Source organism: Specibacter sp. NPDC078692 (assembly GCF_040686835.1).
Classification (GTDB): domain Bacteria; phylum Actinomycetota; class Actinomycetes; order Actinomycetales; family Micrococcaceae; genus Specibacter.
On record NZ_JBFBLV010000002.1, the window covers coordinates 268,525 to 285,442 of the forward strand.

The following is a 16,918-nucleotide window of genomic DNA, read 5'->3' on the forward strand; positions in this document are numbered from 1 at the left end:
ACGCCGGCCCCTCCTCGCGCCACTGGCCACATCCCCCGCCGCGGTGGCGCATGAGGCTGCGCAACGTCCGCCCCTGGCGGCATGCGGGGGCGGCTGGGCTCCCCTAGGCTGGAGGCATGTTTTCCATAATCTTGGCTCTCATCCTCGGGGGCAGCTACCTCTACCTTCGCCGTAGGGACGCCCGCATGCTGCGCAACGGGCTGGTCCTGGTGGCGGCCTGCTGGTTTGCCGTGACCGGGGTCTCCCAAGTGCTGGCCCAATGGTTCCCGTGGACGCAGTGGATCACGCTCGGAATAGTGGCCCTGACACCTCTTGCAGTGGTTGTTCTGGCCGGATTCTTAATTAGTAATGGCCTGCGCATGATACGCCGAGAGGGCCGCAGCCTAGGGAACCTGCTGTCCTTAATTGCGGGCCTTGCCGTGTTGGTACTGCCCGTTATTGCCGCACTGCTGGTGATTACGCTTAATCCGGTGGCCATTGGCCTGGCCGCGTTGCTGTTCTTTTTGTGCAGCTACTTTGGTGTGGTCTTTGTGGTTTTCCTGGCCTATGCCATGGTGTACGGGCGCATGAAACACACAGTCTCTCCGGCATCCGTGGTCATCTTAGGCTCGCAAATCATCAACGGGAAGGTGCCGCCACTGCTGCGCTCCCGGCTCGACAAGGGGCTGGAAGTGTACCGACGGGCCAGCGCCCAGAAAGAGCTCGCTCCACTACTGATTCCGTCCGGCGGTCAGGGAGCGGATGAGTCCAGACCTGAGGGTGCCGCCATGGCGGACTACCTGGTGGCAGCTGGCGCGCCCTCCGAGCACGTGGTGGCCGAGGAAAAGGCCACGACAACGGCTGAGAATCTACAGTTTTCAGCCACTATTGCCCAAGACCAGGGACGGGGTGGCGCCATGGTGATTGTCACCAACAATTACCACGTTCTCCGTGCCGCCCTGCTTTCCCGCAAGCTCGGGCTTGAGGCCCAAGTAGTGGGCTCCCCCTCGGCCCGATACTTTCTTCCGAGCGCGTTCCTGCGTGAATATGTCGCCATCTTGACCGAACACAAGGTGCTTCACGCGCTTCTGTGCCTGCCATTCGTGGCTTTGACTCTATTTTTGACCGCGGCGCTGGTGCTGGCCAGCAGCTAGCGGCCAGTAGATGGTGGTCAGCAGATTGTGGTCAGCGGGAGCGTTCGCCCAGTCCGCAGCCACATACTTCGCAAATCGACAGTCCGTAACCCATCAGAGCGCAAACGCTCAGTCCACAAATTCCGACTGGGTCACGATGAATTCCCACTCCCGATCTGTCAACGATCCGTTCGTCATGGTGCCGCCGGCCTTTTCCACCGCCGCCACCACATGACTGGGTACCTGATCGGCGCCCGTGTTCTCACGCAGCCATTGTTTAGCCGGTAGCTCGGTCTCCAGCCACCACAGATGAATTTCCACTCTGGCCACCCCCTTGGATGTTCTTCAACGGTATGCCTGTCACGGCAGCTCTTCAATGGTTAAAGTCCCGGCTTAAAATCATGGCTTAAATCACAAGGTCCTGTTGCATTTATCAATGTATTTATCAGCTAGGCTGGAGGCATGACCTCATCATCGAATATCGCCCGGTACTGGTCCTGGCACCCGGAGCCGACGCAGGCGAAAACGGCTGTGGAACGCGTCTATGGGAGCGTCAGCGCCGAGATCGTGGGCGGTGATCTGGACGGGGGAACACTCATTACCGAGGGTGACGTTGCAGAACAGTTCAATGTCAGCCGCACTCCCGTCCGCGAAGCGTTTCTCCTCATGGAAGCACAGGGACTGTTGCGCCTTTTCCCCAAAAAAGGTGCTGTGGTCACCACGCCCAACGCACGGGAAGCCGCTCATCTGCGCCAAGTTCGCGTCATGCTTGAGTCCCGAGCGGTTGAACTGCAGGCCGCCAGTCAATCCGAGCAGACTGACAGGGATGCCCAGGCTGCCGCTCTCGCCACCGATCTGGACACTCTGATCGCCGTGCAACGTGACGCTGCACGGCGCTCCGACGTGCCTGCCTTCGCCCGGGCGGACCACCAGTTCCATGCCCGCGTGGTGGCAGGATCAGGCAACCCCATCATCGATGATTTCTACGCTGCGCTGGGGCCACGGCTAGCTCGTCTCACCTGCTTGACGGTGCGCGCCAATCCCGCGGAATTGCAGCGCTTCGTGGACGAACATACCCAGTTGGCCACAGCGTTGGCCGCTGGCGACCATCGCGGCTATGAGCGCCTCCTACAACGCCACATCGGCGCAACTTAACACCTCGGCCGGCAAGCAGCGCACCCACCTGCACGCCCACGACAACAGCAACCAGCGCACCTCACACAAGCAACCTCAAGGATAGTGATTTTCATGCGCGCCGCCCGCGCCGCATTCTGGCTTCGTGCCGCCCCCGCAGTTTTCGTCCTGGCCTGGGGAGGGAACCACTTCACCCCTCTCTTGAGCCTGTATCGCGACGTTGGACACTATTCCGAGCTGAGCGTGGATCTTTTTCTGGCCACGTACGTTCTGGGTTTGATCCCGGGGCTGCTGATCTCCGGTCCGTTGTCGGACCGATACGGGCGCAAGCCGTTGACCGTCATTGGTGTCCTTGTGGGCATCGCCGCCAGCCTCATTCTGGCCGTCAGCTTCCGCAGCGAGGCGCTCATGTGCGCCGGGCGCATGCTGGCAGGAGCCGGAGTGGGAATTGGCATGGCCGTGGGCACTAGCTGGCTCAAGGAACTCTCCATGGCGCCGTTCGACAAAACGGCCGATTCCACCGCTGGGGCACGGCGCCCCTCCCTGATCCTGACCCTGGGATTTGGACTTGGCGCTGGCGCGTCAGGAGTTCTGGCGCAGTGGGGTCCATGGCCCACAGCTACCCCTTATGCCTTGCATGTCCTTTTGAGTCTGGCCGCGCTGGCGGCCCTGATCAAGGCCCCCGAGACGGTACGGCCGGAGATTCTGGCACCCGGCCAAAGGCCCGCCTCTCTCCGCGACGATCTTCGCGTCCCCTTGGTTTCCCATCGACGGTTTCGCCGAGTCATCTTGCCCGCCGCACCCTGGATATTTGCCACGGCCGGCGTCGCCTATGCCGTCATCCCCATGTTGGAAGGTACCCGGTTGGGTAGCATGACGCTCGGTTATGCCACGCTTTTGACGGTTTTGACCCTGGGCACCGGCGCGCTGATTCAACCGTTCGTGGCGCGGATCAACAGGGCCACGAGGGGCCGGGCGCTGCTGGTCGGCATGGCTGCCATGATCATTGGACTGGGTGTCGCCGCCGTCAACGCTCACTACCTCTCGCTCGTAGCGGGCGCCGCGGCCGCGATCATGCTGGGCGCCGCCTACGGGATCGCGCTGGTCTCCGGGCTTGTGGAGATCCAACGCATCGCCACCGGCCGGGATCTGGCCGGGTTGACAGGTGTTTTCTATAGCCTGAGCTACCTCGGTTTCCTGCTGCCCGTGGCACTGGCTGCATTGGCCTCATTTGCCAGCTACACTGTGCTGCTGGGCATTGTGGCAGTGGCCTGTCTTGCCAGCCTTGCCGTGGTGTCCACGGGGCATCGCCGCACATCCGCATAGGAACAGCGCAATCCAGGCTCCGGCGTCGTGCGTTAACGCTTTAGAGCAGCCACACCACCGTCAGCACGACGGCGATGAGCGGGAAGGTGAGCTGCACCAGTGCCGCTTTGGCCTTCTTGGGGGATGAAAAAAGCAAGACCAGCCCGGCCAGCAGCATGGACCCGCAACCGGCCAACACCAGGGCAGCACCCACTTCGTGGTGGCCCGTTGCCGCGGCAACGATTCCTACCGCGGCCAAGACCGCTAGGAACAAGTTATAAAAACCCTGGTTGAAGGCCAGCTCCTTCGTGGCGAGGGCCTCACTTTCGCTGGTTCCAAAGGTTTTGCGGGTCGAAGGGTCCGTCCATCGCAAGGATTCCAGCACAAAGATGTAGACGTGTACCAGGACGGCCAGTCCAGCAAAAATAAGGGCAGTGATCAGCATGGGAATCCTCGTACTCGCTGTGGAAGTTAGGGGTGGAAGCTAGCCGCGCGGAATGTTGCGCAGATTCGATCGCGCCATACTGACGGCCTCGCCAGCACCCTTGTTCAGGACGATCTTGGACATGGCCGTGGCAAAGCCAATGACCTGCCCACCCTTAATCTTAGGCGGAATGGAAAGCGCGTTGGGGTCCGTGATGAGTTCCACCAGCGATGGCCCGTTATGGGCAAAAGCGGCACGGTAGGCATCAGCGATCCCGGCAGGATCAGTGACTCGCACAGCATGGAATCCCATCGCCGCGGCAATGGCTGCATAGTTGGTATCCGGAACGTCAACACCAAAGTCCTGAAGACCGTCCACCAGCATTTCGAGCTTGACCATGCCCAAAGTGGAGTTGTTGAACACCACAACGTTGACTGGCAAATTGTGAGCTGCCGCCGTAATCAATTCACCCAGCAGCATCGAAAGCCCGCCATCGCCGGAGACCGAGATGACCTGCCGCTCAGGATAGGCAGCCTGGACGCCAATGGCCTGGGGAAGGGCGTTCGCCATGGAGCCGTGAAGGTAAGAACCAATGAGCCGGCGGGTGCCCAGTGGGTTGATGTAGCGGGCCGTCCACACATTGCACATGCCGGTGTCCGCCGTGAAAATTGCGTCGTCGGCAGCAATCTCATCCAGCAGGGACGCCGCGTATTCCGGGTGAATTGGCACCAATTTGTCGGCCTTGCGGGTATAGGCGCCCACGGCCTTGTTCATCAACCGGTCATGCTTTTTCAGTATCTGGTCCAGGAACTTTGAGCTCTTCTTGGCCTCAACCAGTGGCATGAGTGCCTGCAGGGTCGGCAACACGTCCCCGTGGACTGCGATGTCCACGTCTGTGCGCCGCCCTAAATGTTCCGGGGCCCGGTCCACCTGTGCGGTGCGGGTGTCAGGCAGGAACTGGTCATAAGGGAAATCGGTGCCTAGCAAGATCAACAGATCAGCATCTTCTATGCCTTCGGCCGCGGCACCATAGCCGAGCAGCCCGGTCATGCCAATGTCATAAGGGTTCTCGTATTGAATAAAGTCCTTGCCACGCAGACTGTGGCCAATGGGTGCATTGATGAGTTCGGCAAAAGCAATCACTTCGTCGTGAGCGCCTTGGACGCCGGCTCCGGCAAAGATGGCCACCTTCTCAGCTTGGTTGATGGCCGCAGCCAGCTCCTCGACGCTTTCGGGAGCTGGGACAATGGACGCCGGCTTGGGTGCCCGCCACAGTGGGGTAGGTGCACTGGCAGGGAGGCTGGCAATGTCGCCGGGCAACGTCACGACGGCCACACCGCGTAATCCAACAGCATGGGAAATGGCGCTATTCATGACGCGCGGCGCCTGCTCGGCCGTGCTCACCAGCTCCGAGTAGACCGAGCACTCGTCAAAGATCCGATCCGGATGCGTCTCCTGGAAGAATTCACTGCCAATCTGCTTGCTGGGAATGTGCGAGGCAATGGCCAACACGGGTGCGCCCGTGCGGTTGGCATCGTAGAGCCCGTTCATGAGGTGCAGGTTGCCGGGGCCGCACGAGCCTGCGCACACGGCCAATTTGCCGGTCAACTGCGCCTCGGCCCCCGCCGCGAACGCCGCCGCCTCCTCGTGTCGAACATGAATCCAGTCAATACCGCCTTTGGCGGAACCTCCGGTTTTCCGGACCGCATCCACCAGTGGATTCAGGCTGTCGCCCACAATCCCGTAAATGCGCTGCACACCGGCAAGCTGCAGTTGTTCAATCAATTGGGCGGCAACATCCTTGGGCACGAGTTCTCCTACGGCAGATGGGTCATTCCACGGCTATGCGGTTACACAGCTACAGGCCAATATAGTCCTGAGCCACTCCGCCCACAGCTGCACAGGGAAAAGTAGGAAAATAAATCTCCTCGCTCATTTGAGTGGTAAAAGTTCGCTCATTTGATATAGTGGGACGAATATCACGTCCAAAGGAGAGCCACCATGCCGCAACTCACCGCCGAGAGTCTGGCCTATTTGCCTGCTTCCGTTGCCGTCCCCTCCTATGACCGGTCCAAGGTCACCACGGGGATTGTGCACTTCGGCGTGGGCGGCTTCCACCGCGCCCACCAGGCCATGTATATCGACCGGCTCATGAACGCCGGAAAAGCACTCGACTGGGGCATTTGTGGTGTGGGCGTGCTGCCCCATGACGAGAAGATGGCGCAGGTCATGGCCGAACAAAATTGCCTGTACACCATGCTGCTCAAGCACCCGGATGGACGGCGCGAGGCCCGGGTGATCGGCTCCATCACCGAATACCTTTTCGCCCCGGCAGACCCCGAGGCCGTCATTGAAAAAATGGCGTCCCCCGAAACGAGGATCGTCTCGCTGACCGTCACCGAGGGCGGGTACAACTTCCACCACGTCACGGGTGAGTTCGACGCCGAAAACCCCGACGTCGTCCACGATCTGGCGCCCGGAGCTGCCCCGCGCACCACCTTCGGCCTAGTCACGGAGGCGCTTTCCCGCCGTCGTGCACGTGGCATTGCCCCGTTCACGGTCATGTCCTGCGACAACATCCAAGGCAACGGCGATGTGGCCAAGAAGATGTTCACGGCGTTCGCCGAGCTGCGGGATCCAGAACTCGGCGCGTGGATGCGCCAGAACGTCCCTTTCCCCAACTCCATGGTGGACCGGATCACCCCCGTCACCACGGATGAGGATCGCAGCGCCATTGCCAAGGAATTCGGCATTGTGGACCAGTGGCCGGTGGTCTGCGAGCCCTTTGAGCAGTGGGTTTTGGAGGACCACTTCACCCTGGGCCGCCCGCCCTATGAGGATGCTGGCGTGCAGTTGGTTCAGGATGTGGAACCCTACGAACTGATGAAGCTGCGCCTGCTCAATGCCACGCATCAGGGCATGTGCTATTTCGGGTACCTAGCCGGCTATCGCTACGCTCACGAGGCCGCGCAGGATCCGCTCTTTTCCACGTTCCTGCTCGATTATATGGATCTCGAGGGCGGGCCAACGCTTTCGCCGCTGCCCGGCGTGGATCTGCCGCTATACAAGAACACGCTGATCGAGCGCTACTCCAACGAGCACGTTCGCGACACCTTGGCCCGGCTGTGCGCGGAAAGTTCGGACCGGATTCCCAAGTGGCTCCTGCCGGTCGCGCGGATCAATCTGAAGAACGACGGCGAGATCGCCCGTTCCGCCGGCATCGTCGCCTCATGGGCGCGTTATGCGGAGGGGACGGACGAATCCGGTGAGCCCATCACCGTCGTTGACCGTCTCAAGGAACCACTGATGGCCGCCGCGGCACGCCAGCGCGAGGACAAGCTCGCTTTCCTGCGCAACCGCGATGTCTTCGGGGACCTCGTGGATAACGATCGCTTCACCACCGCCTACCTGAAAACCCTGGACACACTGCACACCAAGGGTGCCCGGGCGGCTGTGGAGGAACTCGTGGCACTGGGCCGGTAGTTGCGGGCAGCTAGCACTCGACTGACAACTCCAGACAGCGCAAATGTAGGATCCGGTGCAACGTGTCACCAGTCCGGATTTCGACCGATCAACCTTAGGCCGGAGTGTGGTTGAGTCGGCGGCTTGGACTCACCCGTAAGTGGTCGATCGGGTGTCCCCTATGGGGAACCTTCTGGGGGACAGCCGACATTTTTGGAGGCCTCTGACTCGATCTTCCGAATGATCGTTCCATCCGTCTCTGAGTCTCCTCGTGGGATATTCAACAAACTCACCGATGGCACCGTTCAGTACACCCTCATTCACTAGGTACACAGGAGTACACTGAGTACACAGCTATTCACAGGAGAAGTTGTGACCAGTCAGCAAATAACTCAGAATCCTTTCCGCCCCACGGCAGGAGCCGAACCACCACAGCTCATCGGTCGAACCGGACTGCTGGATGAGTTCTCCTACGGCCTGCAGATCCGATCCGGGGCCCCTGGCTTGCTCACTATTTTCACCGGGGCTCGCGGTATCGGCAAGACCGTCATGCTCGGCGAGGCTGAAGATATCGCGCGTGCCCAAGGATGGCTGGTGGTCTCGGAGACTGCAACGACAGGCTTCTTGGGGCGAATAGGTGAAGCCATGCGTTCAGCGACTGAAGAGCTGGGAGAAGGGCCAAAAGGCCGTCGAATTACGGGCATCGGAGCCGCAGGCTTCTCGATCACTGCTCAGTTGCCTCCGGCGCAGCAAGTGGGATGGAGGCAAGTGGGAGAACAACTGTTGCAATTGCTGGATGAGAAGCGCACCGGGTTGACTATCACCCTAGACGAGATTCACGGCGCCAACCGTGATGAGCTTGCACAACTGGCCGCCTTCGTTCAGCACTTTATCCGTCAAGGACTGCCCATTGCTCTGTTGTTTGCAGGCCTGCCCGCCGCCGTCTCCGATCTGCTCAATGAGGGCGTCGCAACATTCCTCCGCCGAGCCGACCGGATCGACTTGAATGCCGCAGCAATCAGCGAGGTTGAAGAGTCTTATCTAGAAACGTTTGCAAGCCTGGAACACCCCATTTCGTCGAAGCTCATTCGCAAAGCAGCCGAATCAACCGGAGGCTACCCATTCCTCATACAACTGGTGGGATACCATTTATGGCAGATAGCGGAGTCCTCAGAAGCCCTACTGACAGCAGCAAGCGTTGATCTGGCCTTAGCTGCCGCACACCGGAAAAACACTCGCGTAGTCCTAGCGGCGGCACTGGCCACGGCATCGCCGAAGGATATCGAGTTCTTACAGGCAATGTCCGAAGATGATGGGCCATCGACCACGGCTGATATCGGCAGACGCCTCGGAGACGCAAAAAATACCATCGGCAACTATCGAGCCCGGCTCATCGACGCTGGGCTCATCCAACCCGCAGGCCGTGGACTGATTGACTTCGCCATCCCGGGCTTGCGTGAGTATATCGCCGGGCTTTGATGCTGCAAGGCTGCGAGTAATCAATGACAACCGCCCTGCCCCCTAGGAAGAAGCACGAAAAGCCCCAAGCATAGGCCTCAGTTCAGACGCACGATGGGTGCCTATTCCGAAGATTGCAGGCTTTAGTGGTCGAAGAAGTATCACTGAGTTGTTAGCGGAACCTCCTGCGGACATGATTGGTTCAGAAAGTGGCGACCGTTATTTCTCGTGCTCGATGATCATAGCTAGGAGGTCATCGAGAGTTCCGTGGCACTTTTCCAACTCAGGTAGATGGTAGAAAGTGCTGGTGGTATCCAGATTGTTGATGACTTCTTCCGGCGAATGCAAGATTGTTACTCTGCCTTGAGCGATCGCGATGCCAAGCTCAACATGAGTGCCCTTCCCTCCTGGAAGCAGGACCACGACGACGTCGGCAGCCATCACTGCGTCTCTCTCGCGCTGCCCGATCGAACGCAGATCACCGAGGGCGACTTTAGCTACATCGCCGCCGATGCGTTCATGGGTCCAGTCAAATGTGTTGACGTAGCCCCTACTTTCCAAGGTTTGCGCGATGTACCGGACATTGACGATATTCCTGAAACTCGACGCAACATAGGACTTCTTCAAACCCTCTGCCTCCTGATCGGAACGACGACCATTGTTCCTTAGGGAGCCGACTCGGTGAGCCATCTAGGCGCTGGAGAGGCATGAGAGGCTGACGGATTACTCGCTGTCATAGCCAGCCCTCATCCCGACCCACCAGGCGAATGGTCTATATGCCCGCAAGACGGTCGTTCACCGGAGCGTGTGCAGTAGATGTCGGAGATTGTCGAATCATCTTGAAATAGGCGTCGCTTCGATCGATAGAATCCCGCGTTCCTTATTCTGGACAGTGTTTCGAGCGCCCGTGGTCGATCGTAGGACAGTGTCACGCAATTGAGGAGTTCTGTGATCTGGGCACAGTCATCGTCTTAGGTCAGCGGGTTTCGCTGGTGAGACACGTCTTGGAATCCAGCGGCAAAGCAGCGCCGGGAGCTGCGCACCAAAGCTACACGCCGTAAACGGCTTTCCGCGCCGCAATGTACCGCTCGCGCACGGTGGTGCCCCATCCGCCGTCGGGCGTGAAGGACTCCTCAATCCGACGGCCCCACACGGGAAGTTCGCCCGTGGCGGCCCAAGCAGCCTGACGTGCGGCACCGAGGGCCACATATTCGCGCTGCTCGGGCACCTCGACGGGCACTCCAAACACGGTGGCCGCAGCCTCGCGCAGTGCACGGGACTTGGAGCCGCCACCAATGAGCAATACACGTTGCACCGGAACGCTAAACGTGGTGAGGGCGGCAAGCGCGTCGGCCAGTGAATTCAAAACGGCCAGAACTGAGGCGCGAGCCAGGTTCTCGGGCGTCATATTGGCCCTCGTCATACCCACCAAGGTACCTGTGGCATCAGGCAGGTTAGGGGTGCGTTCGCCGTCGAGGTAGGGCAGCAGTGTCAGGCCGCCGGCATCGGGCGCGGCGGCGAGCGCCAACCGGTCAAACTCGGCCAGGTCAACGTTGAGCATCGCCGCACCGGCCGCCATGACGCGGGCCGCATTGATCGTGGCCAACAGGGGCAGGTGCCGCCCGGTGGCGTCGGCAAAACCGGCAAGCTGGCCGGAGGTGTCATGCACGGGGGCATCGGAGACGGCGAAGACCGTTCCGGAGGTACCGATCGACACCACGATTTCACCAGGAGCGATCTCCAAACCCAGAGCCGCACCGGCGTTGTCCCCCATGCCGGCACCGACGACGGCGGCACTTGTGCCCCAGCGCGAATCCAGTTGGCCGGCACTTTCGTTGGGTGCCAGCACCCGGGGCAGCGTGGGCACAGCGCCAAAGAACTGCTCCAACAGCTCGGGGCGGTATTGATTCGCCGTGGGATCGAAGTAGGCCGTCCCGGAGGCATCACTGCGGTCCGTGGACCACTCGCCGGTGAGCTGTAGGTTTAGCCAGTCATGGGGCAGGCCCACTGTTTTCACCCGGGCGGCAATTTCTGGCTCATGGCGGGCCAGCCAGGCCAGTTTGGTCAGCGTAAAGGAGGCCACCGGAAGCACGTTGACCGCATCAACCCAGGCCTCGGCACCGAGCGCGGCCACCATGCGGCGGGCATCCTCGGCACTACGGACGTCATTCCACAGCAGCGCCTCATGAACTGGTTCGTTGGTCTCGTCAACTGCCACCATGCCGTGCTGCTGGGCGGCTACGGCAACGCCAGCCACCTGCTCGCCCAAGGCCGGAATGCCAGCTGCGTCCCACGCTTCCTCCAGCGCAGCGCTCCAGAGCCTGGGATCAATCGAAGTACCATCAGGATGTGCTGCGGAAGCGGCAGCTACCTGCGCTCCCGTGGCCAGATCGATCGCTACCACCTTGCAGGACTGGGTGGAGGAATCGATGCCCACCACTAGGGGTGAGGCGTTTAATGCGGCGCTCATGCGAGGGCTCCCTGTCCTTCGGCGGACCCCTGCAAAGCGCGGGCCAGCGACTCATCAATAACCAGTGTGTTAACAATTCCGGCGGCCACGCAGGCTCGCACGGCATCAGCTCGCGACTCACCCTGCGCCACCGCAATGACCTTGGGGGTGCGTTGGAGTTGCTCGATGGTGACGGAAAGAATCCGCGCGTCGAGTTCGGCGCTCACAGCACTTCCGTCCGCAGCAATCAGACGCCCGGAGCACTCAGCCACAGCACCTTTGGCGATGCCGTCTTGGCGCACGGCGTTATCCACGCGATTCCAGACGGTTGAGAGGTTTGGTGCCCACGCTCCAATCGCCACCACGGCCAGATCAAGAGAATCAGCCATGCGCATGGCGTCAGCAATTTCTGGTTGGCGGCGCAGACCTGATGCCGTTGCAGGACTGTCCACAACCAAGGGGGCCCACATGGGCCAGGTGCGTCCGCCACCCATGCGACCCAAACGCTGAACTAGTTCCAGCGGGTTGCCACCTCCGGGCACGGGCAAGGCGCCGGCAAGCTGGACAATATTGCATTTGGGCAGCTCAGCGACGTGCCGTGCAGCTAGGTCCAGTGTGCGGGACCAAGAAATGCCCACACTCATTCCTGCGCGCGCCTCGGCCATGAGCTCCTCGGCCACCGCGTGGGCTTGGAGGTCGCGTTGCTGGAAGTCGTCATCGAGCGTTTTGACCACTACCACCCGGTTGAGTCCAAGTGCGGCAGCGAGCGCTTGGGCATCAATGGTCACTTGGCTACCGGGGCTGCGGATTTCAATATGCACAATGCCCGCGGCACGTGCCTCATCCAAGAGGCGGGCCACCTGAAACCGTGAGATTGAGTGTTCCGTGGCAATTTCAACTTTGGACAGATTGTCCAAATAATAGGCCTGACCGATGCGGGCCAGTAGCTCCTCATGCGATATTTCCGGCACGGCGCGCCTTCCTAAAAATGACAATTGAGCATCTGCTCTTGCTCAAATGAGTATATATGACTAGAGTCACTAAACAAATGAGCAAGATGGATTTCTCAAATGAGCAACGAGATTGAGAGTGACCAATGAAGTTCCCCACTTTCCGCACTGAGGCCACACGTAGGCCCAACAAAGGTGCCCGAACCAAAGGTGCCCGAACCGCCTCTTGGCTGGCCGTTGCCGCCGCCACAGTACTGGCACTCGGTGGCTGCGCACCCGCCGGTACCGCCCAGGACACCATTGTGGTGGCCATTGTGGCCAACCCGCAGATGAAGGACGCCGTCTCCTTACAGGACGACTTCAAAGCCAAACACCCCAACGTCAACGTCAAGTTCGTGACACTTCCGGAGAATGAGGCCCGGGCTAAGATCACCGCCTCCGTGGCTACTGGCGGCGGCGAGTTCGACGTCGTCATGATCTCCAATTACGAAACCGAAATGTGGGCGGCGAATGGCTGGATCGAAAACCTCCAGCCCCTCGCAGATGCCACCGAAGGCTATGACACCGAAGATTTCATCCCGACCATCAAGGACGCGCTGAGCTACAACGGCGATATGCACTCCGTACCGTTCTACGGCGAGTCTTCTTTCGTGGTGTACCGCGAGGACCTGTTCAAGGCGGCCGGAATCACCATGCCGGAGCACCCCACATGGGCGGAGATCGGAAAGATTGCTCGCCAACTCAACGATCCGTCCAAGGATTTTGCCGGGATCTGCCTGCGTGGCCTGGCCGGCTGGGGCGAGGTCATGGCCCCGTTGGACACGGTGATTAATACTTACGGCGGCCAGTGGTTCGACATGGACTGGAACGCCAAACTCGATTCCCCGCAGGTCAAGGCTGCCGTCACCGACTACGTCGATCTACTGCACGACGCCGGCCAGCCCGGCGCCGCAACCAGTGGCTATGGTGACTGCATCACCCGCTACAGCCAGGGCAAGGCGGCCATGTGGTATGACGCCACCGCCATGGTCTCCAGCATTGAGGACCCGGCCTCGTCCCTGGTTGCCGGGAAGTCACAGTACGCCCCGGCACCGGTACAAAACACCGAATCCGCAGGTTGGTTGTACAGCTGGTCCTTGGCGATCCCCTCCACGAGTGAACACAAGACTGCCGCCTGGGACTTCATTTCCTGGATGACCAACAAGGACTACATCAAGCTGGTCGGCAATGAAATTTCATGGGAGCGAGTGCCTCCCGGAAGCCGCCAGTCCACCTACGAGATCCTCGAATACGCGGCCGTTGCCAAGGCCTATGCTGAGCCCACCCTCAATGCCATGTACAGCGCCAAGCAGTCCACCAGCATGGTCAACCCCGTGCCGTACCCGGGTCTGCAGTTTGTGGGAATCCCGGAATTCCAGGACCTGGGCACCCGGGTCAGCCAGCAAATATCGGCCGCCATTGCCGGCCAGAAATCCGTTGACGAAGCGCTCCAACAGGCACAGCAATACGCCGAGCCCATCGCCAAGTCATACCAAGAAGGAGGCAAGTAATGGCGAACACGCTGGTTGATCGACACAACCAAAAACAACACTCCCGCAAGAGTGCCAAAAACGCAGAAACCGGCTCCGGAATGTCCAAGGCCGAGGCCTGGCGCCGCCGTGGTCCGCTCCTGCCGGCGCTGATCTTCACCATCGTCATCACGCAGCTGCCGTTCCTGGTCACCATCTGGTATTCATTGCGGAACTGGAACCTGCTCCGGCCCGACGGTAACGAGTTCATCGGCCTGCAAAACTATGTGGACATCTTCATGGATTCCACCTTCCGCAGCTCGGCCCTGAACAGCATCCTGATCACACTGGGTTGCGTATTCTTCGCCATGGTTCTGGGCATCATCTTCGCCCTCATGCTGGACCGCAAATTCCGCGGCCAAGGCGTGGTGCGCACCATGCTGATCACGCCGTTCTTGATCATGCCGGTCGCCGGCGCCACACTGTGGAGCATCTCCATGCTGAACCCCAGCTTCGGCCTCGTGAACTGGGTCATCTCCCTGGTGGGCATCCCGCCCGTGGACTGGACGGCGTCGCACCCGATCGTCTCCATCCTGATGGCCCTGGTCTGGCAGTGGACCCCGTTCACCATGCTGCTGGTGCTGGCCGGGTTGCAGTCCCAACCCAAGGACGTGCTCGAGGCCGCGCAGATCGACGGCGCCGGCTGGACCAAGACCTTTATCTGGGTCACGCTTCCCCAACTGCGCCGCTACATCGAGCTGGGCATCCTGCTGGGCACCATTTACGTGGTCAACACCTTCGATCAGATCTACCTCATGACGGCGGGCGGACCCGGCACTGCCAGCGCCAACCTGCCGTTCTACATCTACCAGCGGGCCTTCCTGGGCTTCGACATTGGCCAGGCTGCCGCGATGGGTGTGGTGGTCGTCATCGCCACCATCATCATCGCCACCTTCGCCCTCCGCCTGATCTTCCGCAGCTTTGACGCAAAGGACTAAGCCGTGACCACCATCATCACTGACCCCACCCATCCCCCGGCCACACTGTCCGCCGAGCGGAAGTCCCGTGAAGCACGACGCCGTTTCTCCGGTTCCGCGATCACCACCGTCACGTGGCTGGTTGCGTTTATCTTCTTCGCCCCCGTGATCTGGCTGGTCATGACGGCGTTCAAGCCCGAGTCGGCGGCTGCCTCCAACCCTCCCGTGTTCTTCTTTGTGCCCACCTTCGAACAATTCGAGGCTGTGCTGGCCAACGGCGCCGGAACCTACTTCCTGAACTCGTTGATCGCCACGGGCGTATCCACCGTCTTGGTGGTCCTGCTGGCTGTGCCTGCCGCCTATGCGGTGAGCATCCGCCCGGTCAAGAAGACCCAAGACGTGTTGTTCTTCTTCATCTCCACCAAAATGCTGCCCGTGGTGGCCGTCATCATGCCCATCTATGTCATCGCCGGACAGCTGAAAGTGTTGGACAACATTGGCACGCTCATCATTTTGTACACGGCCATGAACCTGCCGATCGCCGTATGGATGATGCGCTCCTTCTTCCAGGAAGTCCCTGCTGAAGTTCTGGAAGCCGCATCCATGGACGGTGCCGGGCTGATCAAGACCCTGCGCACCATCTTGATCCCCATGGTCACTCCCGGCTTGGCCGCCACGGCCCTGATCTGCGTCATCTTCGCCTGGAACGAGTTCTTCTTCGCACTGAACCTGACCGCCGCCAACGCCGCCACGGTGCCTGTCTTCTTGGTCTCCCAAATGACCAGCGAGGGCTTGTTCTTGGCCAAGTTGTCGGCCGCCTCGGTGTTGGCTTCGCTGCCGGTTGTCATTGCCGGCTGGGTAGCACAGAAACAACTGGTTCGCGGACTCTCGATGGGTGCGGTGAAGTAAGACCATGACACCATCAGCTTCCCAAAAACCAGCAGCAGAACTTCCCGAAAGCATGACCGCTTCGGTGCTTGTGCGCCAAGGCGAGCTGCGCACCGAACAGCGCCCCGTCCCCACGCCAGGCCCGGGTGAAGTGTTGGTGCGCATCACCTCAGTGGGCGTATGCGGCTCCGATACCCACTACTATGCAGAGGGCCGGATCGGCACGTTTGTGGTGGAGGCACCCCTGGTGCTTGGTCACGAACCCGCCGGTGTCATTGTGGCTCTGGGCGATGGAGTGCAGGACCGCACCATGGGCCAGCGCGTCTCGCTGGAGCCGGGCATTCCGGACCCGCTGTCACAGCAGACACTCGCTGGCTGCTACAACTTGGACCCGGGCGTGCGATTCTTTGCCACCCCTCCCATTGACGGGGTGTTCTGTGAATACGCCGTTCATCCGGCAGCCTTCTGCCACCCTGTCCCAGACAGCGTTTCCGATGACGCGGCCGCCCTACTGGAGCCGTTGAGTGTGGCCTTGGCAGCGCGGGCTGCGAGCAAGATTCAGATTGGTGATTCGGTATTGGTGGCCGGGGCTGGCCCGATCGGGCTGCTCATTTCCAAGGTCGCCCAGCTGGCTGGCGCCACGGTCACCCTCACGGATGTGCGGCCCGAGCGCCTCACTGATGCCCACACATACGGCGTGAGGCATACCTTCACGGCGTCCGAGCAGCCGCCCGTGGTGCCCGAGTTCGATGTCTTCATTGACGCCAGCGGTGCCGAACGGGCCATCCTGGGCGGTCTAGCCCGGCTTGCCCCGCGCGGCCGGGCGGTGCTGGTGGGCATGGGAGCCGACACCATTGCCCTGCCAGTACCTCTGCTGCAGGGACGGGAGTTAATGATCACAGGTACATTCCGTTACGCGAATACATGGCCCACCGCCATCGCCTTGGCCGCCTCCGGACAGGTAGACCTCGACGGTCTTGTCACCTCAACCCACGGCCTCGACGATGTGGAGACCGCACTGTTGGCGGGCACCAATCCCGGGGCATTGAAGGCGATGGTCCACCCCTAGGCTCCGCTGGTCGAGCTTGTCGAGACCAAAACCCCTCACAACGCTATCGCAGCAATGGCGACTTCCTCCCCGACGCTATCGCAGCAACGGTATTTGTCAACCTGCTTGAGAGAGGTTGGTGGTTTGGGTGTGGTGTTTGGGGTCGTTGATGGCGACGTAGTCGTCGATTTGGGGTGTTAGTG

Annotated in this window: 15 protein-coding genes; 9 read left to right on the forward strand and 6 right to left on the reverse strand. The window is 60.7% G+C overall.

Annotated elements, in window-relative coordinates:
* The first annotated feature begins 116 nt into the window (after positions 1–116).
* A complete protein-coding gene (locus AB0O97_RS02670) occupies positions 117–1,133 on the forward strand; it encodes an ElyC/SanA/YdcF family protein (protein WP_363879609.1) in 1,017 nt (338 codons plus the stop codon).
* 108 nt (positions 1,134–1,241) lie between these two features.
* On the opposite strand, the gene AB0O97_RS02675 is transcribed toward AB0O97_RS02670, so the two are convergent.
* Positions 1,242–1,433: a hypothetical protein gene (locus tag AB0O97_RS02675; protein ID WP_363843838.1), complete on the reverse strand. Its 192-nt coding sequence runs from the start codon at positions 1,431–1,433 to the stop codon at positions 1,242–1,244.
* Positions 1,434–1,574: 141 nt separating this feature from the next.
* On the opposite strand from AB0O97_RS02675, the gene AB0O97_RS02680 reads away from it, so the two are divergent.
* Both AB0O97_RS02680 and AB0O97_RS02685 read left to right on the forward strand, forming a co-directional pair.
* Positions 1,575–2,267: a GntR family transcriptional regulator gene (locus tag AB0O97_RS02680; protein ID WP_363843841.1), complete on the forward strand. Its 693-nt coding sequence runs from the start codon at positions 1,575–1,577 to the stop codon at positions 2,265–2,267.
* A 93-nt stretch (positions 2,268–2,360) separates the two neighbouring features.
* Positions 2,361–3,572: an MFS transporter gene (locus AB0O97_RS02685; RefSeq protein WP_363843844.1), complete on the forward strand. Its 1,212-nt coding sequence runs from the start codon at positions 2,361–2,363 to the stop codon at positions 3,570–3,572.
* A gap of 40 nt (positions 3,573–3,612) precedes the next feature.
* Here the strand turns inward: AB0O97_RS02685 and AB0O97_RS02690 are convergent, their stop codons facing one another.
* Together AB0O97_RS02690 and AB0O97_RS02695 are read right to left on the reverse strand one after the other, a co-directional pair.
* The gene (locus AB0O97_RS02690; RefSeq protein ID WP_363879611.1) at positions 3,613–3,996 is read right to left on the reverse strand and encodes a DUF1304 domain-containing protein; all 384 of its coding nucleotides are present in this window, start codon (positions 3,994–3,996) and stop codon (positions 3,613–3,615) included.
* A 39-nt stretch (positions 3,997–4,035) separates the two neighbouring features.
* Positions 4,036–5,784 carry a pyruvate dehydrogenase gene (locus AB0O97_RS02695; RefSeq protein ID WP_363879614.1) on the reverse strand — a complete coding sequence of 583 codons (1,749 nt, stop codon included), beginning with the start codon at positions 5,782–5,784 and terminating at the stop codon, positions 4,036–4,038.
* Positions 5,785–5,976: 192 nt separating this feature from the next.
* Here AB0O97_RS02695 and AB0O97_RS02700 point away from each other — a divergent pair, with 192 nt between their 5' ends.
* The gene (locus AB0O97_RS02700; RefSeq protein ID WP_363879617.1) at positions 5,977–7,458 is read left to right on the forward strand and encodes a mannitol dehydrogenase family protein; all 1,482 of its coding nucleotides are present in this window, start codon (positions 5,977–5,979) and stop codon (positions 7,456–7,458) included.
* A gap of 351 nt (positions 7,459–7,809) precedes the next feature.
* The gene (locus tag AB0O97_RS02705; protein WP_363879619.1) at positions 7,810–8,916 is read left to right on the forward strand and encodes an AAA family ATPase; all 1,107 of its coding nucleotides are present in this window, start codon (positions 7,810–7,812) and stop codon (positions 8,914–8,916) included.
* A 198-nt stretch (positions 8,917–9,114) separates the two neighbouring features.
* On the opposite strand, the gene AB0O97_RS02710 is transcribed toward AB0O97_RS02705, so the two are convergent.
* The 3 genes from AB0O97_RS02710 to AB0O97_RS02720 form a co-directional block, all read right to left on the reverse strand.
* Entirely contained in the window at positions 9,115–9,522 is a 408-nt protein-coding gene (locus AB0O97_RS02710; protein WP_363879622.1) for a hypothetical protein, read from the reverse strand.
* Positions 9,523–9,943: 421 nt separating this feature from the next.
* Positions 9,944–11,365, reverse strand: a complete 1,422-nt coding sequence (gene xylB / locus AB0O97_RS02715) for a xylulokinase (protein WP_363879625.1) — start codon at positions 11,363–11,365, stop codon at positions 9,944–9,946.
* Entirely contained in the window at positions 11,362–12,315 is a 954-nt protein-coding gene (locus AB0O97_RS02720; protein WP_363879628.1) for a sugar-binding domain-containing protein, read from the reverse strand. Before AB0O97_RS02720 ends, xylB begins: the two co-directional genes overlap by 4 nt.
* 125 nt (positions 12,316–12,440) lie before the next feature.
* On the opposite strand from AB0O97_RS02720, the gene AB0O97_RS02725 reads away from it, so the two are divergent.
* Genes AB0O97_RS02725 through AB0O97_RS02740 form a run of 4 tightly spaced genes read left to right on the forward strand, consistent with a single transcriptional unit; the run spans position 12,441 to position 16,736 of the window.
* On the forward strand, positions 12,441–13,844 hold the full coding sequence (locus tag AB0O97_RS02725; protein WP_363879631.1) for a sugar ABC transporter substrate-binding protein: 1,404 nt from the start codon (positions 12,441–12,443) through the stop codon (positions 13,842–13,844).
* Entirely contained in the window at positions 13,844–14,800 is a 957-nt protein-coding gene (locus tag AB0O97_RS02730; protein WP_363879634.1) for a sugar ABC transporter permease, read from the forward strand. Before AB0O97_RS02725 ends, AB0O97_RS02730 begins: the two co-directional genes overlap by 1 nt.
* 45 nt (positions 14,801–14,845) lie before the next feature.
* Positions 14,846–15,688 carry a carbohydrate ABC transporter permease gene (locus AB0O97_RS02735; RefSeq protein ID WP_363879682.1) on the forward strand — a complete coding sequence of 281 codons (843 nt, stop codon included), beginning with the start codon at positions 14,846–14,848 and terminating at the stop codon, positions 15,686–15,688.
* Between the two features lie 4 nt (positions 15,689–15,692).
* Entirely contained in the window at positions 15,693–16,736 is a 1,044-nt protein-coding gene (locus AB0O97_RS02740; protein WP_363879637.1) for an NAD(P)-dependent alcohol dehydrogenase, read from the forward strand.
* Positions 16,737–16,918 lie beyond the last annotated feature (182 nt).